The organism is Mesorhizobium sp. Z1-4 (assembly GCF_004000235.1).
Taxonomy (GTDB): Bacteria; Pseudomonadota; Alphaproteobacteria; order Rhizobiales; family Rhizobiaceae; genus RCIO01.
Genome location: NZ_RCIO01000002.1, coordinates 198,995 through 218,070, shown reverse-complemented (window position 1 = coordinate 218,070; position 19,076 = coordinate 198,995). Strand labels below are relative to the sequence as shown.

General features: G+C 63.9%; 25 protein-coding genes. 12 read left to right on the top strand and 13 right to left on the bottom strand.

From position 1 onward, the window contains the following. Nucleotides 1-14: 14 nt before the first annotated feature. The 3 genes from EP165_RS08065 to EP165_RS08055 form a co-directional block, all read right to left on the bottom strand. Nucleotides 15-548: an AprI/Inh family metalloprotease inhibitor gene (locus EP165_RS08065; protein ID WP_127521291.1), complete on the bottom strand. Its 534-nt coding sequence runs from the start codon at nt 546-548 to the stop codon at nt 15-17. 218 nt (nt 549-766) lie between these two features. Further along, on the bottom strand, nt 767-1,693 hold the full coding sequence (locus EP165_RS08060; RefSeq protein ID WP_127521289.1) for an SRPBCC family protein: 927 nt from the start codon (nt 1,691-1,693) through the stop codon (nt 767-769). Beyond that, nucleotides 1,690-2,031, bottom strand: a complete 342-nt coding sequence (locus EP165_RS08055; protein ID WP_127521287.1) for an ArsR/SmtB family transcription factor — start codon at nt 2,029-2,031, stop codon at nt 1,690-1,692. The genes EP165_RS08060 and EP165_RS08055 overlap by 4 nt, the downstream gene beginning before the upstream one ends. Nucleotides 2,032-2,180: 149 nt before the next feature. Here EP165_RS08055 and EP165_RS08050 point away from each other — a divergent pair, with 149 nt between their 5' ends. The 8 genes from EP165_RS08050 to EP165_RS08015 all read left to right on the top strand — a co-directional run bounded on the left by EP165_RS08050 (nt 2,181) and on the right by EP165_RS08015 (nt 9,566). After that, the gene (locus EP165_RS08050) at nt 2,181-3,182 is read left to right on the top strand and encodes an MBL fold metallo-hydrolase (RefSeq protein WP_127521285.1); all 1,002 of its coding nucleotides are present in this window, start codon (nt 2,181-2,183) and stop codon (nt 3,180-3,182) included. A 56-nt stretch (nt 3,183-3,238) separates the two neighbouring features. After that, a complete protein-coding gene (locus tag EP165_RS08045) occupies nt 3,239-3,400 on the top strand; it encodes a DUF1328 domain-containing protein (RefSeq protein WP_127521283.1) in 162 nt (53 codons plus the stop codon). A 61-nt stretch (nt 3,401-3,461) separates the two neighbouring features. Further along, nucleotides 3,462-4,343, top strand: coding sequence for a diaminopimelate epimerase (gene dapF, locus EP165_RS08040; protein ID WP_127521281.1), 882 nt, complete (start codon nt 3,462-3,464; stop codon nt 4,341-4,343). Then, nucleotides 4,343-5,626 (top strand): tRNA (N(6)-L-threonylcarbamoyladenosine(37)-C(2))-methylthiotransferase MtaB, encoded by a 1,284-nt coding sequence (mtaB, locus tag EP165_RS08035; protein ID WP_127521279.1) that lies wholly within the window; start codon nt 4,343-4,345, stop codon nt 5,624-5,626. The genes dapF and mtaB overlap by 1 nt, the downstream gene beginning before the upstream one ends. An 8-nt stretch (nt 5,627-5,634) precedes the next feature. Then, the gene (gene ftsY, locus EP165_RS08030) at nt 5,635-7,461 is read left to right on the top strand and encodes a signal recognition particle-docking protein FtsY (protein WP_127521277.1); all 1,827 of its coding nucleotides are present in this window, start codon (nt 5,635-5,637) and stop codon (nt 7,459-7,461) included. Further along, nucleotides 7,458-8,294 carry a S1 family serine peptidase gene (locus tag EP165_RS08025; protein ID WP_127521274.1) on the top strand — a complete coding sequence of 279 codons (837 nt, stop codon included), beginning with the start codon at nt 7,458-7,460 and terminating at the stop codon, nt 8,292-8,294. The genes ftsY and EP165_RS08025 overlap by 4 nt, the downstream gene beginning before the upstream one ends. Continuing rightward, nucleotides 8,291-8,947 (top strand): septation protein A, encoded by a 657-nt coding sequence (locus EP165_RS08020; RefSeq protein WP_127521272.1) that lies wholly within the window; start codon nt 8,291-8,293, stop codon nt 8,945-8,947. Before EP165_RS08025 ends, EP165_RS08020 begins: the two co-directional genes overlap by 4 nt. A 4-nt stretch (nt 8,948-8,951) precedes the next feature. Next, the gene (locus tag EP165_RS08015) at nt 8,952-9,566 is read left to right on the top strand and encodes a pyridoxamine 5'-phosphate oxidase family protein (RefSeq protein ID WP_127521270.1); all 615 of its coding nucleotides are present in this window, start codon (nt 8,952-8,954) and stop codon (nt 9,564-9,566) included. A 154-nt stretch (nt 9,567-9,720) separates the two neighbouring features. On the opposite strand, the gene EP165_RS08010 is transcribed toward EP165_RS08015, so the two are convergent. The 4 genes from EP165_RS08010 to EP165_RS07995 form a co-directional block, all read right to left on the bottom strand. After that, entirely contained in the window at nt 9,721-10,761 is a 1,041-nt protein-coding gene (locus tag EP165_RS08010; RefSeq protein ID WP_127521268.1) for a DUF2332 domain-containing protein, read from the bottom strand. Nucleotides 10,762-10,981: 220 nt separating this feature from the next. Next, nucleotides 10,982-11,557, bottom strand: coding sequence for a DsbE family thiol:disulfide interchange protein (locus EP165_RS08005; protein WP_127521266.1), 576 nt, complete (start codon nt 11,555-11,557; stop codon nt 10,982-10,984). Then, nucleotides 11,554-11,715 (bottom strand): heme exporter protein CcmD, encoded by a 162-nt coding sequence (gene ccmD / locus EP165_RS08000; protein WP_127521264.1) that lies wholly within the window; start codon nt 11,713-11,715, stop codon nt 11,554-11,556. Before ccmD ends, EP165_RS08005 begins: the two co-directional genes overlap by 4 nt. After that, complete coding sequence (locus EP165_RS07995; protein WP_127521262.1) at nt 11,712-12,476, bottom strand: heme ABC transporter permease; 765 nt, start codon at nt 12,474-12,476, stop codon at nt 11,712-11,714. Before EP165_RS07995 ends, ccmD begins: the two co-directional genes overlap by 4 nt. A 152-nt stretch (nt 12,477-12,628) precedes the next feature. On the opposite strand from EP165_RS07995, the gene EP165_RS07990 reads away from it, so the two are divergent. The 4 genes from EP165_RS07990 (at nt 12,629) to EP165_RS07975 (ending at nt 14,382) form a co-directional block, all read left to right on the top strand. After that, nucleotides 12,629-12,949: an ArsR/SmtB family transcription factor gene (locus EP165_RS07990; RefSeq protein WP_127521260.1), complete on the top strand. Its 321-nt coding sequence runs from the start codon at nt 12,629-12,631 to the stop codon at nt 12,947-12,949. Then, nucleotides 12,946-13,410, top strand: a complete 465-nt coding sequence (locus tag EP165_RS07985; protein ID WP_127521258.1) for an SRPBCC family protein — start codon at nt 12,946-12,948, stop codon at nt 13,408-13,410. Before EP165_RS07990 ends, EP165_RS07985 begins: the two co-directional genes overlap by 4 nt. A gap of 35 nt (nt 13,411-13,445) precedes the next feature. After that, nucleotides 13,446-13,859 carry a GFA family protein gene (locus EP165_RS07980; RefSeq protein ID WP_127521256.1) on the top strand — a complete coding sequence of 138 codons (414 nt, stop codon included), beginning with the start codon at nt 13,446-13,448 and terminating at the stop codon, nt 13,857-13,859. A gap of 64 nt (nt 13,860-13,923) precedes the next feature. Then, nucleotides 13,924-14,382 carry an SRPBCC family protein gene (locus tag EP165_RS07975; RefSeq protein WP_164742982.1) on the top strand — a complete coding sequence of 153 codons (459 nt, stop codon included), beginning with the start codon at nt 13,924-13,926 and terminating at the stop codon, nt 14,380-14,382. 58 nt (nt 14,383-14,440) lie between these two features. Here EP165_RS07975 and EP165_RS07970 read toward each other — a convergent pair whose 3' ends face one another. The 6 genes from EP165_RS07970 to EP165_RS07945 all read right to left on the bottom strand — a co-directional run bounded on the left by EP165_RS07970 (nt 14,441) and on the right by EP165_RS07945 (nt 19,036). Further along, the gene (locus EP165_RS07970; RefSeq protein ID WP_127521251.1) at nt 14,441-15,460 is read right to left on the bottom strand and encodes an LLM class flavin-dependent oxidoreductase; all 1,020 of its coding nucleotides are present in this window, start codon (nt 15,458-15,460) and stop codon (nt 14,441-14,443) included. A 95-nt stretch (nt 15,461-15,555) separates the two neighbouring features. Next, on the bottom strand, nt 15,556-16,797 hold the full coding sequence (gene dinB, locus EP165_RS07965; protein ID WP_127521249.1) for a DNA polymerase IV: 1,242 nt from the start codon (nt 16,795-16,797) through the stop codon (nt 15,556-15,558). A 103-nt stretch (nt 16,798-16,900) separates the two neighbouring features. Then, complete coding sequence (gene ccmB, locus EP165_RS07960) at nt 16,901-17,566, bottom strand: heme exporter protein CcmB (protein WP_127521247.1); 666 nt, start codon at nt 17,564-17,566, stop codon at nt 16,901-16,903. Nucleotides 17,567-17,626: 60 nt separating this feature from the next. Next, a complete protein-coding gene (gene ccmA / locus EP165_RS07955; protein ID WP_501981664.1) occupies nt 17,627-18,262 on the bottom strand; it encodes a heme ABC exporter ATP-binding protein CcmA in 636 nt (211 codons plus the stop codon). A 40-nt stretch (nt 18,263-18,302) separates the two neighbouring features. Then, nucleotides 18,303-18,737 carry an SRPBCC family protein gene (locus tag EP165_RS07950; protein ID WP_127521245.1) on the bottom strand — a complete coding sequence of 145 codons (435 nt, stop codon included), beginning with the start codon at nt 18,735-18,737 and terminating at the stop codon, nt 18,303-18,305. Further along, on the bottom strand, nt 18,734-19,036 hold the full coding sequence (locus EP165_RS07945) for an ArsR/SmtB family transcription factor (protein ID WP_127521243.1): 303 nt from the start codon (nt 19,034-19,036) through the stop codon (nt 18,734-18,736). The genes EP165_RS07950 and EP165_RS07945 overlap by 4 nt, the downstream gene beginning before the upstream one ends. Nucleotides 19,037-19,076: the final 40 nt, after the last annotated feature.

The window sequence follows — 19,076 nt, the reverse complement described above, 5'->3', positions numbered from 1 at the left end:
CCCGGACGGACGCGTTAGCGGGTCAGCGAAACCGGCAGGCCGGAGCTCGTCTGGCCATCGAAGCGCTCGGATCCGGTCGAATAAAGCCGTGCGAGAAGCCCGCCATTCTGGTCGTAGAGCGCCAGCTGCTTGCCTTCCACGTTCCACGATTTGACTGTGTCGAGTGGCGCGGGGCAGCGCAGCGGTCCGGCACGGAAGCCCTGGCCGAACTTGGTCTGCGGCGTCGCGATGCGGCAACCCTGTCCCGAAACGGTGGCGTTCCACACGCCCGCAACCGCACCGGCCGTCAGTTCCGGCCCGCTGGCGGAAGCAACATCCACCGGCATGGTGTTTTCAGGTCCTGTCGGCGCATCGGGGAATGCTGTCGGGTCGGTCGTTCCCGGTGGCGGGGGCAGTTGTCCGGCCGTCACCGTGCCTGCCGGCGCGGGCTGGAGCGGTTCGGCCACAGTGGAAGGCGAGCGCGTGTTCAGCGACGAAAATCGCGAGCTCGAACAGCCCGCCATTACCAGCGCCGCAACCGTCAGAGCGAGGATGCCAGTTTTCGTCATTGTGTATTGTCCTCCGGGGACTGCCCCGTATTTCTGGTATCACGGCCCCGTTCAAGCCGGACAATCATGGCGATCTTGCGGAAGAATCGGCCGTTTATGGTTAATGCCCGGTTTATTGCGGGCAATAAGTCACCGCAACCGTCATTACGACCTGCGCAAACCGTGCCGGTGACGCTTCGGTCCCGGCACGGTTTGGCAGCGTTACGTATAATTGCCCGTCAGGCCGGTGCGACGAACCGCTCCAGCTTGCCCAGCGTTTCCATCCCCAGCTCGATAGCGCCGAACCCCTTCGCGTCCTGGAATTCGGCAGCCGTGCTGAACACCATGCCCAGCGTGACTTTCGTCGCGCCGTCCTGGTCCTCGAACGAGGCCCAGGCATCGGCATGTTTCGGGCCGTTCTCGCCCCAAAGCAGTGAGTAGCCGAGACGCTCCTCGGGAATCACCTCGCGATAAAGATGGTGGTTCGGAAAAACTGTTCCGTCCGGCCCGATCATGTCGAACAGCCATTCGCCGCCGCTTCTGAGGTCGATCCGCTGCGTGCGGCAGGAAAAACCTTCCGGACCCCACCATTGCGGCAGCGTCTCGTTATTCACCCAAGCACCCCAGACAACCGGGCGCGGCGCACGGATCACCTTTTGCAGCAGCATCGTGCGCTGGGCGACACCCGCGAGATTGTCCAGCCCGGCACCGAACCCCTGCCGGTATCCCGCTTCCATGTCTTCGCCCAGCGAGGAGAGCTGCACGGTCACTTCCAGCCGGCTGCGGTCGCCTGCGCCGGAAATATTCGCCGTCACCAGCGCTGCCGATAGCGTAACCCCTTCGCGCGATATCACCTCGTAATTCACGCTGCATCTTTCGGGCTGCATTTCCAGCCAGCCGCATTCGCAGCGAATGTCCGGTTCTCCGTCCACCTTGCACAGCGAGACCTCGCGCCCGCCCACTCTGCTGTCGGCCTCCAGAAACTCCACCGTGACCGCCGGGGTTGGCGCCGCCCATACGGCCCGTGCTGCCGGCGCCGTCCATGCCGCCCACAACACGGAGGCGGGTGCGGCTATCTCGCGCTGAAACGACAGCGTCGCAACGCGGCTCGTTCCGTCGTTCGCAGCCTCAAGCGGCGTTTCGGTGGCGGCAAGGTTCTGTGTCATTTCCCGCGCTCCTTCATCACATTCATTACAAATGCATCCAGCCGGTCGAGGCGGGCTTCCCAGATCGCCTGCTGTTCATCCAGCCATGTCCGCACCGGACTGAATGCTTCCGGCACGATGGCGCATGTGCGCACGCGCCCGTCTTTCGATGTTGCGATCAGCCCCGCCTCCTCCAGTACGGAGAGATGCCGCATCACGGTCGGCAGCCGCAGTCCCGTCGGGCCGGCCAGGTCCGTCACGCGCGCCGGCGTTTCAGCGAGCTGCGTCAGGATCGACCGGCGGGTCGGGTCCGCCAGAGCGTGAAAGAGCAGCGACAGGTCGGTATCATGCTTAGCCATACTGCTAACTATCACCTGTTTCGGTGGTCATGCAAGCAAAACTTCGCAATATTGCTAAGTTTTATCCGAAGGCACGCCCGCGGCCTTGCGGCAAGCGTCCGACGGCCTATCTTCGACCGACCAAAACCGCTCACTTGCTTCAGGACGCCATGAAATCCGGCAATCGCTATTACTCCGGGCCCGACAGCGATCATTTCGACGGCCGCATCTTCTTCAATCCGGGTGGCACGCCGCCGGGCCGCTTCCGCGATCTGCTGAAATGGCGCTTTAACGGCGAACGCAACAAATGGCCGGAAAGCTGGCCGAGCCCTTTTCCGGCCGCCGTCCCCGAAAAACAGGTCCATGGCACCGACTTGCGCATCACGATGGTCGGCCATGCCACAATGCTGGTCCAGACAGCGGGCATGAACATCCTCACCGATCCGGTCTGGTCGGAGCGCGTTTCGCCGTTCTCCTTCGCCGGGCCGAAGCGTGTCGCACCGCCCGGCATCGCCTTCGAGGACCTGCCGGAGATCGACCTCGTCCTGCTCAGCCACAATCATTACGACCATATGGACATCGCCACGCTAGACCGGCTGCAAAAGTCCTTCGACCCGCTGGTGCTGACCCCGCTCGGCAATGACGCGATCCTCGCAAAGCGCCTGCCGAAACTGCGCATCTCCGCGCATGACTGGGGCGCCCGTATCGAGGTCGGCGCCGCCGTCATCCATTTCGAGCCGGTGCACCACTGGTCGGCGCGCGGTCTGGGCGACCGGCGCATGGCGCTGTGGGCCGGTTTCGTGCTCGAAACCCCGGCCGGGCGCATCTACCATGTCGGCGATACCGGCTTTCACGACGGCATCAATTACCGCCGCGTCCGCGACAAGTTCGGCGGCTTCCGCCTCGCCATCCTTCCCTTCGGCGCCTACGAGCCGCGCTGGTTCATGAAAGGCCAGCATCAGAACCCGCAAGAAGCGGTCGAAGGCATGCTGCTGTGCGATGCAGCGCATGTTGCCGGCCATCATTGGGCCACTTTCCAGCTTACGGATGAGCCCATCGATGAGCCGCGCCAGAAGCTCAAGGCGGCACTCGCCGGGAAGGGCATTCCGGAAGAGCGCTTCCGCCCCATGCGGGCAGGCGAGGTCTGGGATGTCCCGCTGGTCGAAGGCTGACGGAGGCCAAGGCGCAATTTCAGGGCAGTGGGCACAACAGAAGAAAGGACTTTGTCATGATCAAATGGATCCTGATCCTCCTCGTCGTTGCCGCCGTAGCTGGCCTGCTCGGCTTCAATTCGATCTCGGGCGCCGCAATGACCGGCGCCAAACTCCTTATCGGCATAGTGCTTGTGCTGTTCCTGCTCATGCTGCTGGGCGTGTTCGCCATCGCCTGATCGCCCGCGAACCGGCCGCCAACACTGGTAATTGCGGGTCGTTTCGGCCATATAGCGCCGCATGAGCCAACGTGCGCAATTCGCCAAAATGAACGGCCTCGGCAACGAGATCATCGTTGCCGACATGCGCGGCCGCGCGGAACGCGTTTCGCCGGCTGCGGCCATCGCGCTCAATGCCGATCCGGCGACGCGCTTCGATCAGATCATGGCCATCCACGATCCACGCACGCGCGGCACCGAAAATTACGTCGAGATCCTGAATTCCGACGGCTCGATGGCCCAGGCCTGCGGCAACGGCATGCGCTGCGTTGTTCAGGCGCTGTCGGCCGAAACCGGTCGCTCCGCCTTCACCTTCGAAACCGTTGCCGGCATCCTGACCGCCGAGGAACATGCCGACGGGCTGATCTCGGTCGACATGGGCAAGCCGCGTTTCGGCTGGCAGGAAATCCCGCTGTCGGAAGAGTTCCACGACACCCGCATGATCGAGTTGCAGGTCGGTCCGATCGATGCGCCTATTCTGCATTCGCCCTCGGTCGCTTCCATGGGCAACCCGCACGCGGTGTTCTGGGTCGATGAAGACGTGTGGTCCTACGACCTCGAGCGTCTCGGCCCGATGCTGGAATATCATCCGCTTTTTCCCGAGCGCGCCAACATCACCATCGCCAATACGGTATCCGGCACCGAACTCGCGATCCGCACATGGGAGCGCGGTGCCGGCCTCACCAGGGCCTGCGGTTCTGCCGCCTGCGCCGCCGCAGTGTGCGCGGCGCGCACTCGCCGCACCGGCCGCAAGGTCACCGTCAATGTACCCGGCGGCCCGCTCGGCATCGAATGGCTCGCCAACGACCATGTTATGATGACCGGCCCCGCCGAATGGGAATTCTCCGGCACTTTCGACCCCGCCACCGGCGCCTGGCAGCGCGACAACGAGAGCGCGGCCTGATGCCCCTCGACGTCGTCACATTCGGCTGCCGGCTCAACACCTACGAGTCAGAAGTCATTCGCCGCGAGGCCGAAACCGCCGGTCTTGGCGGGCTGAAGGGCGGCGCAATCGTGGTCAACACCTGCGCCGTCACCGGCGAGGCCGTGCGTCAGGCCCGGCAGGCGATCCGCAAGGCGCGCCGTGAAAATCCGGATGCGCGCATCGTCGTTACCGGCTGTGCGGCGCAGACCGAGCCCGACACATTCGCCGCGATGGACGAGGTCGATCTCGTTCTTGGCAACGAGGAAAAGCTTGCCGCGCACAACTACCGCGCCCTGCCCGATTTCGGCGTCAACGATTACGAGAAGGCACGCGTCAACGACATCATGTCGGTGCGCGAGACGGCCTCCCACATGGTCGATGCGATCGAGGGCCGCGCCCGCGCTTTCGTACAGGTGCAGAACGGCTGCGACCACCGCTGCACCTTCTGCATCATCCCCTATGGCCGCGGAAACTCCCGTTCGGTGCCCATGGGCGCGGTGGTGGACCAGATCGCGCGGCTGGCCGGCAACGGCTATGCGGAGGTGGTTCTGTCGGGCGTCGATCTCACCAGCTACGGCGCCGAACTGCCGGGTACCCCGCGTCTCGGCAAGCTGGTTCGCACGATCCTGATGCAAGTGCCGGACCTTGCACGCCTGCGCCTTTCCTCCATCGATTCCATCGAGGCCGATGACGACCTTATGGAGGTCATCGCCACCGAGCCGCGCCTCATGCCGCATCTCCATCTGTCGCTGCAATCGGGCGACGACATGATCCTGAAGCGCATGAAGCGCCGTCATCTGCGCGACGACACGATCCGGTTCTGCGAGGACGTCCGCAGCCTGCGGTCCGACATCGTTTTCGGCGCCGACATCATCGCCGGCTTCCCGACCGAGACCGACGCGATGTTCGAAAATTCGCTGCGCATCGTGGAGGAATGCGGCCTGACCCACCTCCACGTCTTTCCGTTCAGCCCGCGCGAAGGCACGCCCGCCGCCCGCATGCCGCAGGTCGGTCGCGGCATCGTCAAAGAGCGCGCAGCTCGGCTGCGTGCTGCCGGAGACGCCGCCCATGCCCGCCATCTCTCGGCGCTCGCCGGCACCAGCCAGCGCGTTCTGGTCGAGCGCGAGGGGCTTGGCCGCACGGAGGATTTCACGCTCGCGGCAGTCGACCGGGGCCAGCCCGGTGAAATCGTCGAAGCCCGCATCACCGGCCATGACGGCGACTGCCTGATAGCCGCCACCCAGACAATCGCAGCCGCCTGAGTTCCCTGATGGCATTCGGATTCATCAAGAAGATCTTCTCCTTCGGAAAGAAGGAGGTCGAGGAAGTTCCCGCAGAGGCGGAAACCGAGGCACTGACGCCCCCTTCGGACGTTGCAGCGCGCGCTGATGCGGGTGGCGTTGCTGCCACGCCCGCTCCGACCGGGGTGCCGCCGCAGCCGGCGGAAGTACCAGCGCCTGCACCCGTGGAAGTGCCTCAGCCTGAGCCCGTCGAACTTCCGCAGCCGCCTGAAACGCCCCCCGCGCCTCCTGAGCCCGAGCCGCAACCTGTACAGCCCGAGCCGGAGCCCGAGCCGCCCGCGCCGGAGGTTCCGCCTCCCTCGGAGCCGGCAAAACCGCCCAAGCCTGAGGCAAAGCCGTCTGCGGATAGCCCCTCTCCCCCGCAGGAAGAGGCCGGCGAGGCTGTTGCCGAGCCGCGATCGGAGGCAAAGCCCACCAAGCCTAAGGCCAAGGTCTCAAAGCCCAAGGCGCCCACGCCTGCCGCCCCTGCGAAGGGCGAGGATGAAGCGTCCGTCGTTTCCGATGACGTCACGCCCGAAGACGCTGCCGCGCTCGAGGCGGCAGAGCCCTGGGTCGAACCTGAGGACGACATCGCCTCCTCTATCGATGCCCGGCTGGACGAGATCGAGCAGGACCTGGCTGAGCTTCCTGATCCGGAAATCGCCCCGTCGAAAGACAGCTCCTCTCCCCCCCGGGGAGATGTAGGCCAGGAAAAGCCCGAGCCGGTTGAAGCCAAGGCTCAGCCGCAACCAGATACCGCTCCCACCTCCCCGCCGGCAGAGCAGGTCGCGGAGCCCGGCGACGCTGGAGGGAGCGGCGTTTCGCCCGCCTCAAAAGTCACAGTGTCCAAATCGGTCGAGCGCGCTGCCGAAGCCGCCCCAGCAGCCGAGCCCGAACAGCCGAAAACCTCGTGGCTGCAACGGCTGCGCTCCGGCCTGTCGCGTTCGTCGAAAGAGCTGTCGTCGTCCATCTCCGGCGTCTTCACCAAGCGCAAGCTAGACGAAGACACGCTGCAGGATCTGGAGGACGTGCTGATCCGCGCCGACCTCGGCGCCGAAACCGCCATGCGCATTGCCGACACGCTGTCGGCCAGCCGCTACGGCCGTGACGTCTCCGATGCGGAAGTCCGCGGTGTGATGGCGTCCGAGATCGAGAAAGTCCTGTCGCCGGTCGCGCAGGCGCTGGAGCTCGACCTCTCGCACAAGCCGCATGTCATTCTTGTGGTCGGCGTCAACGGCACCGGCAAGACCACGACCATCGGCAAGCTCGCGGCGAAACTGGTCGGCGGCGGCCTGTCGGTCACGCTTGCCGCGGGAGACACCTTCCGAGCCGCCGCCATCGAGCAGCTCAAGATCTGGGGCGAGCGCACCGGCTCGCCGGTCGTCTCCTCCAAGCTCGGGGCCGACGCAGCCGGCCTCGCCTGGGATGCCTTCGAACAGGCCAGGGAAGCCGGTTCGGATGTCCTCATCATCGACACCGCCGGCCGCCTGCAGAACAGGACCGAGCTGATGGACGAGCTTGAGAAGATCGTCCGCGTGCTAGGCAAGCACGATCCCGAAGCACCGCACACCGTGCTGCAGACCGTCGATGCGACCACCGGCCAGAACGCGCTCAATCAGGTCGAGATTTTCCGCAATGTGGCGGGCGTCAACGGCCTGGTGATGACAAAGCTCGACGGCACCGCGCGCGGCGGCATCCTTGTCGCCATAGCCGCCAAGCACAAACTGCCGGTCTATTTCATCGGCGTCGGCGAACAGGTCGACGACCTCGAACCCTTCTCGGCGACCGATTTCGCCGCCGCGATCGCAGGAGTATGAACTCGTTCCCAATCAAGTCTATTAGACGGGAAAGCCTGACCGTAGTCCCACTACGCCTTGGCGATGGAGAAGGGAGGAAAGCGTCGGCCACTGGCTTTTTCGCCGCTTTTGCTGGCCATCTTTTTTTAATTACCGCGAAACACGCCCTCCTAGGGCTCGCCGGCTTTGCACCACATCACTTTGATCAACGAAAGTGGCTGCCCAGATACCTCAATACCAACTTTTTCAGCGTAACCACCGACACTATTGAGAACTGCGCGCTCACTATCGAGCTTTACGAAAATGGTATGCAGGTTTGGCAGGAAAGGTCCGATTGGGATGTCGGCGTGATCGACGTAACGTCAAAGGTCTCACGCAGCGGCGCAGTCGTGCCGAGTCTCGATATCTCTGAAGCAACGTTACTTTTTGACAATAGAGGAGATGCTTACGCGGCCGAGGCGGATCAGTATTTGCCTAGGGTAGGCGAAGAGGTATTTGTGGTCGGATATCCTATGGGTGTCGGCCGCGTTGACCCGGACGGTTTTCCTATGTGGAAAAGGGCATCCATCGCCACTGAACCTCATTTTCAGCACGATGGGTCGCCTGTTTTTCTAATCGATACACTGGGACGTCCCGGACTATCAGGCAGCCCTGTCCTCAGCCGCACAATAGAACTCTACGATCAGGAAGGTCGCCAATACCAAGGTGGTCGGGAACAGGAGTTTCGAGTTGTGGGATTGTACGTAGGTAGAGAAGGCGCTGATGGGTCCCAGGACTTCAGCCTAGGGAGAGTCTACAATAAGGCGGCAATCCAAAACACGATAATGTTCAATGAGCAAGAAAGCCGACAATGACCGACCCCATTATGGAACGCGACCCCGCGGACCCCGAACGCAAGCACATCAGCCCCGGGCTGAAACTGGTCCTTGAGATCGGTCCGCTGCTCGTCTTCTTCTTCGCCAATGCGCGCGGCGAGTGGCTGGTCAGCCTGTGGCCAATATTGGCCGACCTTGGCGGGCCGCTCTTCGTCGCCACGGCGCTCTTCATGACCGCCGTTGCCGTCTCGCTTGTCGTCTCATGGTTCCTGACCCGCACCATCCCCATCATGCCGCTGGTCTCCGGCGTCATTGTCTTCGTGTTCGGTGCGCTCACGCTCTGGCTGCAGGACGAAACCTTCATCAAGATGAAGCCGACCATCGTGAACACGCTCTTCGGCGTGGTGCTGCTCGGCGGCCTTGCCTTCGGCAAATCGCTGCTGGGTTACGTCTTCGATTCCGCCTTCAAGCTCGACGCCGAGGGCTGGACCAAGCTCACCTGGCGCTGGGGTTTCTTCTTCTTTTTCCTCGCCATCGCCAACGAAGTGGTGTGGCGCAATTTCACCACCGACTTCTGGGTCGCATTCAAGGTGTGGGGCATCATGCCCATAACCTTCCTGTTCACCGTCTCGCAAATGCCGCTGATCATGAAGCATTCAATCGAGGACAAGGCTGCCGAAGCCGGGGAGTAGCGCCATGGAATTCGTCAATTCGGTGGAAGAACTTCGTGCGCACTACAAGGCGGCCAGCGAACGCGCGGTGAAAAAGGAACTGCCTTTCCTCGATCCGCACGCGCGCAATTTCCTCGCCAGAAGCCCCTTCGTCCTAATCGGTTCGCAGGACGTCAACGGCAATGCCGACGTCACACCCAAGGGCGACAAGCCCGGCTTCGTCTCCGTGCTCGACGATGTCACCATCGCCATCCCCGACCGCCCCGGCAACAACCGCCTCGACACATTGGAAAACATTGTCGCGAACCCGGCCGTCGGCCTGCTCTTTCTCATTCCGGGCATGAACGAGACGCTGCGCATCAACGGCGAGGGCCGCATCACCGCCGATGCCGGCTTGCGCGCGCGGCTCGCGGTCGACGGCCGCGAGCCGGCCACGGTCCTCGTCGTCAAGATCAAGGCTGTCTACATGCATTGCGCCAAGGCCTTCATGCGCTCCGAATTGTGGAGCCCGGAAAGCTGGCCCGATCGCGCCGATATGCCGACGCTGGGCGCTATCCTGCGCGACCAGATCGGCCTCGCGGAGTCCGCCAGCGAACTCGATGACAGCCTCGACAAATCCTACGCGAAGTCGATGTGGTGAAGCCATCAACGGGGTAGACTGCTCGATATTCGTGTCAGCGTGAGTCGAAAATGGTAAGTGCGAGAACCGGAGCGGAGCGTACGTTCAGGTACGTGAGCACCGGAAGCGCAGCACTCGCCATTTGCAGACCGCGCGGGCGCGAATATCGAGCAGTCTACGTCCACTCGATCCAACGCCCATGATAGTCGCATTTCGCCAGCCGCCGCGTTTCGCCGCCCGGCCATGAGGTAAGGCTGAGCGTCGCATGCGGCGCATCGCCCAGCGGCTCCATCCTGAGCCGTGCAATGGGCGCGTCGCGCCTCGCACCCTTCCCTGCCTCGACCAGCGCGGCATGGATTGCCTCTTTTGAAGCCTGCGGCATGTACTGCCACATGATCGAATGGAACAGCACGAATGCCTCGCCGTCGCGTCGGTTCGCGAGTTCCTGGCGCACGAAGTCGGCGGCGTCCGCTTTTGCCACGCTCACCCGCGCTTCCTTCGCAAGACCTATCGCGGCTTCGATGCGGCCGAGCCGCAGCGCCTGATCCGCCCATACATAGGAAAGCAGCCGGTTTTGCTCCGCCTCCCTCGTAATGTCGACCGGGGAGATATCGCTGCCGGCGCGCGAAACGATCCTGAGATCGCCCTCAAGCGGCACCGGAATTTCGCCCCGCACTTCGGGGGACAGCACCACAGGCGCGTTGGCATCTCCCCACGCCGCCTCGCCATAGACATAGCGGAAGCGGTCGAAGACGAGGTTCAGCCCTGCACTCGATCCGATCTCGCGGATGGCGAGCGGCAGGCCGGTTTCGCGCGCGATCGTCAGAAACCCCGGCAGCAGCATGCCCGACCGCGCCACTTCGTTGGTCTGCGGGGCCGAGTTCAGATAGTCGTGCAGGAAGCCGTCATTGCGCGAAATCGCGCCGCCAAGAGCGTCGGCAAGTCCGGCGTCGCTCGCTTCGTTAGGCGGATAGGCGGCCTTTAGGGCATCGTCGGCGCCGGCCAGAACGAGCGCGTGCAGCCCGCCGGTCAGCCTCAGCGACAGCGCATCCGCGCGGAAATGGCCTGGCCATTCAATGACCCGCCGGCCGGTTGCACTGCTGTCGTCGAGCAGCGTTGGCAGCAGCCGGCAGACCCGCGCCGTGAATGGCGAACCCAAACTGTCGCAGGCCTCGGCCTGATGTTCGAAATGGTCGAGAAGTTCCGAGGAAAGCATGGGCCGACATTAGCTTCGTGAACGCGCCCCGGAAAGCCGTCATCCCGGCTACGGGAGCTTGCGACCACGAGCCGGGATCCATTCCGGAACGGAGGCGATATGAGAGGGTAGCCCGACTGCTCGGCAGCCCTCCTCTCCCCTCATCCTGAGCTTGTCGAAGGGCGGGGAGAGGGGTGAGCGGAGCGAGCGAAAGTAGCTTTGCCTTCCGCGTCGACCATCATCAGCCGCCCAGTGCTTCCTCGATCGCCGGCATCAGGCCGCGCTCCAGCGCCTGTGGCGTGATCGGCCCGACATGTTTGTAGCGAATGGTGCCGTCCTTGCCGACGACGAAGGTCTCCGGCACGCCGTAAACGCCCCATTGTATCGCCGCGCGGCCTGCTTCGTCGGTACCGATCGCCGCATAGGGATTGCCCAGATTACCGATGAAGCGCAGCGCGTTCTCGGTCTTGTCCTTGTAGTTCAGCCCGACGATGCCAAACCGGCCATCCGCCGCGAGCTGCATCAGCACCGGGTGTTCCTCGCGGCATGGCGCGCACCAGGATGCCCAGATGTTCACCAGCGTCACCTTGCCGGCAAACGACGCCGGGTCGAGCCCCGGCAGGCCGCTGCCCTCGAGCGGCGGCAGCACGGTCTGCGGCGCAGCCTGCCCGATGAGTGCGGAGGGGATGATCGAGTTGTCGCGGCCTGACAGGAGCTGCAGCAGGAATATGCCGGCCAGCACGGCAAAAACGATGAGCGGCAACAGCGCCCACAGCGCCTTGCTCGGTTTTTTTCCCGCTTCGTCTGCCGCGCTCACGCTTTGCCGCCTCCAGAGCGCCGCTTCACGCCGCGCTTTTCCAGCTCGGCCAGCTCGCGTTTGCGCGCCGCCTGGTCGATCATGATCCAGCCAACCAGCCCGCAAAGCGCCAGCGCGGAAATGCCATAGGCCATCGAAACGAAGAATGTGTGGGTCATGGCTTCGCCGGCTCCGCGCCGCGCGCCGCCATGCGCCGCATCGAAATCACCCGCCGCCGCCAGATTTCGGTGCGCATCGCCATCAGGTGGAGCGTCGCATAGAGCAGCGTGAAGCCAAGCGCGGAAATCAGCAGCGGCCACAAAAGGCTCGGATGGATCGTCGGCCCGTCGAGCCGCACCACCGATGCCGGCTGGTGCAGCGTGTTCCACCACTCGACCGAAAATTTGATGATCGGAATATTGATGACGCCGATCAGCGTCAGCACCGCCGCCGCCCGCGCCGAGCGCGACGGGTCGTCCAGCGCCCGCGTCAGCGCAATGAGCCCGAGATACATCAGGAAGAGCACAAAGACCGAGGTCAGCCGCCCGTCCCAGACCCACCAGGTGCCCCACATCGGCTTGCCCCAGACCGACCCGGTGAACAGCGCTAGTGCTGTAAACACCGCGCCTATGGGAGCAGCCGCCTTCAGCGATACATCGGCGAGCGGATGCCGCCAAACGAGTGTACCCACTGCCGCTGCGGCCATCACCATGTAGATGAACATCGCCAGCCAGGCGAACGGCACATGCAGGTACATGATCCGCACCGTTGTACCCTGCTGATAGTCTTCCGGCGCGTTGAAGCCCATCCAAAGCCCGACGCCGAGCACAACCACAGCCAGCCCGGCAAGCCACGGCACCAGCCTGTCGGCCAGCGCGATGAACCGCGTCGGGTTTGCGAGATCGGTAATCCTGCGGGGCAGCGTGGTCGCGTCGCTCATAACCTCTCAAATAGACCGGGCAATCATGGCGTGCAATTGACGCGGATCAAAGGAACGTGAGGGACAGTGTCGCGGGTAAGTTGCCGTCGGCGCATCGCCACGATTGACATGCAGGTATTTACCTGCATATTATTGCCTCATGAGAGACAACGATGGACGATGACAGTGTCTTCCGGGCGCTGGGAGACCCGACCCGCAGGAAGCTGCTCGATCTTCTGTGCGAGACGAATGGCCAGACCCTGGGTGAGCTTTGCGCAAACCTCGACATGGCCCGCCAGTCGGCGACCCAGCATCTCGGCATCCTGGAGGATGCCAATCTGGTGAGCACCGTCCGGCGCGGGCGCGAAAAACTGCATTTCATCAATCCGGTCCCGCTGCACGAGGTTTACGAGCGGTGGGTCCGCAAATTCGAACGGCAGCGGCTCAGCCTGCTGCACGACCTGAAACGGGAACTTGAAGGAGACCGCTCATGACCGGCGAGACAACCAGCTTCGTTTACGTCACCTACATCGCGTCCACGCCCGAAAAAGTCTTCGAGGCGATCACAAAACCCGAGCTGGCGGCGCGCTACTGGGGGCACGAGAACGTGTCGGATTGGAAACCGGGTTCGAAGTGGCAGCACATCCGCGCGAACAATGACCGCACTGTCGAGCTTGTCGGCAACGTGGTGGAGACTGCGCCGCCGAACCGGCTGGTCATAACCTGGGCGAGTGCCTCGCAGGCCGACGATCCGGCAGCGCATAGCCGCGTGACATTCGATATCGCCGAATACGAGGATATGGTGCGCCTGACTGTATCGCATGACGAACTCATCGCCGGCAGCGGCATGGCCAACGGCATCGCCAAAGGCTGGCCGGTGGTCCTCTCCAGCCTGAAATCATTCCTGGAAACCGGCCGCGGCCTCGACGTTTTCGCAGAACCGAAAGCGGCGTGAACGCCCGTACGTCACGAACCTCGAAGGAAACATCGATGACCACCAGATACAGCGGCGGCTGCGCCTGCGGCGCGGTCCGTTACGCGGCGCGCGGCGAACCAGTTTTCCAGAACCACTGCCAGTGCGTCGACTGCCAGAAACGGAGCGGTACCGGGCACGGCTCCTATCTCAGCTTTGCCGGCCGCACGCATGTCGAGATCACCGGCGAGGCATCGAAGTGGCGCATCACGGCCGACAGCGGCAACGACAAGCTTCATGCCTTCTGTCCGACCTGCGGCACCCCGGTGTACCTGACCATCGTCGCGATGCCGGACGTGATCGCAATTCATGCCGCGAGCCTGGACGATCCCGCGGCATTCGCACCGCAGGCCATCACATATGGCGCCCGCGGGCATGGCTGGGATGCCGTCGATCCGACACTTCCTGTTTTTGAACGAATGCCGGGATGAAACCGCTTATGCTTCATGCGTGCTGCCGACCGACGCCGGCCATGAAACCGGGCAGGCGGCAATAATGCGAACCGCCATTGCCCACGACCGCATTGAGATTTCGGCCCTCATCGCCGCGCCGCAAGACCGGGTCTGGCGGCTCCTGACGGACATGGACCACATCCGGGTCTGGTGGGGCGATCATGTGAAACTCGACGCCAGGCCCGGTGGTACGCTGCGCGAAATCTGGTCGGATGGCGGGCGCGAGGTGGTCACCGCCGGCATTGTGAAGCAGTTCGTGCCGCCCCGGCTGCTTTCGATGAGCTGGGCTGACCACGACTGGCCTGGCGACACGCAGGTCCGTTTCAGCCTCGATCCAATACCGGCCGGCACGCAATTGCTTCTCATTCACTCAGGCTGGAGCGTACACCCGGCGGAAAGAACACCCGCCCTCGTCGACGCTCATGCGCAGGGCTGGGCCAGTCATCTCGAGCGGCTCGCCCGTTTGGCACAAGAACCCATAACCGGGCATCCTGACGCATAACGCCCTGCGCTCCGGCCTGCCGCGAAACGCTGGAAGCAGCTATCTGAAATCGCCGCGCCTAGCGCCAGCCGAGCCCTGGCGCGACATGCTTCAGCACGCTCTCGATCGCGTGCGCGTTGTAATCCACGCCAAGCTGGTTGGGGATCGTCAGAAGCAGCGTGTCGGCCTCGGCAATCGCCTCGTCTTCCTTCAGCTGCTCCACCAGCACGTCGGGCTCCGCCGCATATGTGCGGCCGAATACGGCCACCTTTTCCGGCTCGATATAGCCGAAATGGTCCTGGCTGTCAGAGCCGCCGAAATAGGCGCGGTCCATGTCGTTGACCAGCGCGAAGATCGAGCGGCTGACGGAAACGCGCGGCTCGCGCCCGTGCCCGGCCTCTTTCCACGCCGCAAGGTAGGCGCGAATCTGCTCCGCCTGCTGCACGTGGAACGGCTTGCCGCCTTCGTCGAATTTCAGCGTCGAGCTTTGCAGGTTCATACCGAGCTTCGCCGCCCACTCGGCGGTGCCGTTCGACGCCGCACCCCACCAGATGCGCTCGCGCAGGCCGTCCGAGTGCGGCTCCAGGCGGAGCATGCCGGGCGGATTGGGAAACATCGGTCGCGGATTGGGCTGCGCAAAACCCTGCCCTTTCAGCGCCTCCAGAAATATCTGCGTGTTTGTGCGCGCCATGTCGGCGTCGGTCTCGCCTTCCTGCGGCTGGTAACCGAAATAGCGCCAGCCATCGATTACCTGCTCGGGCGAGCCGCGCGAAATGCCGAGTTGCAGCCGGCCGCCGGCGATGAGATCGGCCGCGCCTGCGTCTTCCACCATGTAGAGCGGGTTTTCGTAGCGCATGTCGATAACGGCGGTGCCGAGCTCGATACGGCTGGTCTTGGCACCGGCCGCCGCCAGCAGCGGAAAGGGCGAGGCAAGCTGCCTCGCGAAATGGTGCACGCGGAAATAGGCGCCGTCGGCGCCCAGCTCTTCCGCCGCGACCGCGAGGTCGATCGATTGAAGCAGCGCGTCAGATGCCGATTGGGTCTGCGACCCGTGCGAGGGCGACCAGTGGCCGAAGGAGAGAAATCCGATCTTTTTCATGGTCGCTCAAGTGAGGCTTCGGCGCCTGAAAATCAATGCACGGCTGCCGGCTGATATGGCGACAGTGCGTACACAATTTCGATACCGGCTCCCTATCACAGCTCCTTTTCCGCCAGCTCGCGGAATGCATCGGGTATCGCGCCTTCCGATTCCAGCGCAGTAGCGCCATAGCCGACGGCCTCCCAGCCGAAGCGGTCGCGAATCGCGTCGACCGCCCGGTCCGCGCTCCAGCGCGCGGCACCTCGCAGGGTGCCGGGCCGCCGCTTTTCGTCCGCCAGCCCCATCGAAAATTCGAGCTGCATGGGCGGCGCTTCTTCCAGATGCGAGACCGAAATGGCGAGCAGCGATATCTCCTTCTCCTCAGGGTGGTCGGCAAGGGCGGCCCACACCAGCTCTTCGGCGATCTCGGCCAGAATGCCGGTCGCCGAAATCGGCGTATCGAGGGTTATGGAACGCGTCACGGCGCGCAGATCGGCAAAGCGCACGCGTATGGTCACCGTCCGGCCCGGCCGCGACTTCGCGCGCAACCGGCTCGCCACACGGTCGGCGAGCCGCCGCAGCGTCGGCTGAATAACGTTGGCGTCCACCGGCTTGCGCCCAAGAGCGGCCTGGGCTCCAGCCGAGCGTCCACGGCTCTTCGTGTTGATCGCGCGCGGGTCGCGGTTCCATGCGAGCGCCGATAGCTTCTCGCCGGCGGCCGGCCCGAGCAGCCGCTCCAGCGAGCGGCCGGGCACCCGCGCCAGCTCGCCGATTGTGAGAATGCCCTCATCCGCCAGCCTGAGCCGCGTAACCGGCCCCACACCCCACATCAGCCCCACCGGCAGATCGTGCAGAAACTCGAGCTCTTTTGCCGGATCGACGACGGTGAGACCGTCAGGCTTCGCGACTTGCGAGGCGATCTTGGCAAGATGTTTGGTGCGCGCCACGCCAATCGAGATCGGCAGGCCAAGCTCGCTGCGCACACGGCGGCGGATTTCGGCCGCGATCTGCGCCGGCGTACCGAAAAGATGGGTGCAGCCGGCGACATCGGCGAAGGCCTCGTCGATGGAGATACGCTCCACCAGGGGCGTGAAATCGCCAAGCACGGCAATCGCCGCATCGCCCAGCCGCTGGTAGTCGCCGAAATGACCGCCGGTGAAAATCAGCTCGGGACACAGTTCGCGCGCTCGCCGGCCGGTCATCCCGCCATGAACGCCGAACGCCTTCGCCTCGTAGGATGCCGCCAGCACCACCCCGCCGCCCACGGCGATCGGCTTGCCGCGCAGCGACGGGTTGAGCAGCTGCTCCACCGAAGCGTAAAACGCATCGAGATCGGCATGAAGAATGGTGGCTTCCATCGCTGCGCATCCAGATTCCCGAACGGAACATAAGATGAACAAATTGGATGGATGTCAATTCGAACATTCGCCGATTTCGGGGCGGACCAGGCCGGCGCGACTGCTAGTCGGTACCCCATTTCAACGCCAGCGCCGCACCCAGCGGGCCGATGACGGCGAAGAAGAGCGTCAGCGCGGTGAGGATGAGGAACGGCGGCAGAAACGGCGCCGGGTCGGTCACCGCGCCATAGCTCGCCGACACGCCGAAAATCAGCACCGGGATCGCCAGAGGCAGCACAAGCACGGAAACCAGCTGTCCGCCGCGCGGCAGGGCAACCGCGACCGCCGCACCCGCCGCTCCGATGAAGGTGATCGCCGGCGTACCGACGAGAAGCGTGAGCGCAGCAGCGCCTATCGCGTCAGGCTCCATGTTCATGAAGAGCCCGAGCAGCGGCGTTGCGATCACCAGCGGCGCAACACTTGCCGTCCAGTGCGCCAGGCATTTCACGAAAATGGTCAGCGCACTCATATGCCGGTCACCCGCGATCAGCAGCAGGTCGAGCGAACCGTCCTCGCGGTCGGCCTGAAACAGCCTGTCGAGGCCGAGCAGCACGGAAAGCAGCGCCGCGATCCACAAAATCGCGGGTCCGATGCGCGCCAGCAGATTGAGGTCGGGACCGACGCCGAACGGCACTACGGCCACCACGGCCAGAAAAAAGATGATGCCGACCAGCGCCCCGCCGCCGGCGCGGATGCCGAGCTTCACATCGCGAAGGTAGAGGGCTAGCACCTTACCCTCCCCTCGTGGGGAGGGTCGGCGCGGCACGCGCCGGGGTGGGGGTGGTCAACATCACCGAAATCCCTCCTCCATCCGCAACTCCTGCGCCCCGTCCAGTCCGAGCGGCAGATGCGTGGCGGCCATGATCATGCCGCCATCTTCCAGGTGCACCTGCATCAGTTCCGCGAACTGTGCTTCCGATGCGGCATCCAGCCCGGCAGTCGGCTCGTCGAGCAGCCAGAGCGGCCGGTAGCTGACGAGCAGCCGCGCGATGGAAACGCGCCGTTTCTGTCCGGTCGACAGATAGCCGAACGGCAGATGGCCGATATCGCCAAGCCCCACCATCTCCAATGCTTCGTCAGGTTCCAGATGCGGTTCGCCGTTGAACTGGCGCCAGAAGACAAGGTTTTCCTCGACCGTCAGCGCGGTCTTCATGCCGTTCTGATGTCCGAGAAAATGCGCCGCCGACCGCGGCGTCGGCCACTCCTCACCGCCGCCCTCGAAAGTGATCGTCCCTGCGGCCGCTGGCAGCAGTCCGGCCACGACGCGCAGCAGCGTCGATTTGCCCGAACCGTTCGGCCCGGTCACCGTCAGTGCCTTGCCCTCTTCAAGCGAAAACGAAACACCGGCGAACACCGGCTCACCGCCACGCTCGCCCGCTAGGTCATTCGCAACAAGGCACAGTTTGTCAGGTCCGGATTCAGCCATCGTCCGAATTTCTTCGATTCATTTACAACCGGATAGCCGTTTAGCCGGCATTGGCAAAGGGATCGGGGCCCGGATCGCTGCCTGCAGCGGCGATTGCCAGCCGCGAGAGGAAGTGCGGCCAGCCGATTGCGTGTTTGGCGGCTTCCTCGGGCATAAGCCCTGAATGCTGCAAATTGAGCCGCGTACCACCCGCTTCCTCGGCCAGCGTCACCACCAGCCGCGTTGCACCGGGCGGCATCATCTGATTGCCGGCTTCGCCCCAGGCGATTTCGATGCGGCTCGGCCGGTCGAGGCTGACATATGAACCGCGGATCAGCACACCGTTGATGTCGACCGAAAACAGGCCGCCTTCTTTCGCCGCCAGCCGCGCGTGATCGCCCATCCAGCGCACGAGAAGGTCCGGCCGGGTGAAATGGTCGAAAACGGTCTCAGGCGCAGCGGCGATAAAGAGGCTTGTCGAATAGCTCTCGCTCATTCGCCCTCCGCCGATTTCTTCAGTGCATCGAGATGCGTCGACCAGAAGCCGGCGACAAACTCCTGCACCGGCCGGAAGCCCTCCGGCTTCACCGTATAGAGATGGCGCACGCCCTCTTTGCGCGCCGCCACCAGACCCGCCTCCTCGAGCACCTTGAGATGCAGGCTCACCGCTTGCTGCGTAACTTGCACCCGCTCGGCAAGTTCTCCGACCGACAGCGTGCCGGCATCGCGCAGGATCGAGAGGATCTCCACCCGCCTCGGTTCCGCGATTGCCTTGAGTGCGGCTTGAGCGCCCATGAATCTCCTTTCACAAGTTTAAACTTGTGGAACAAATCGC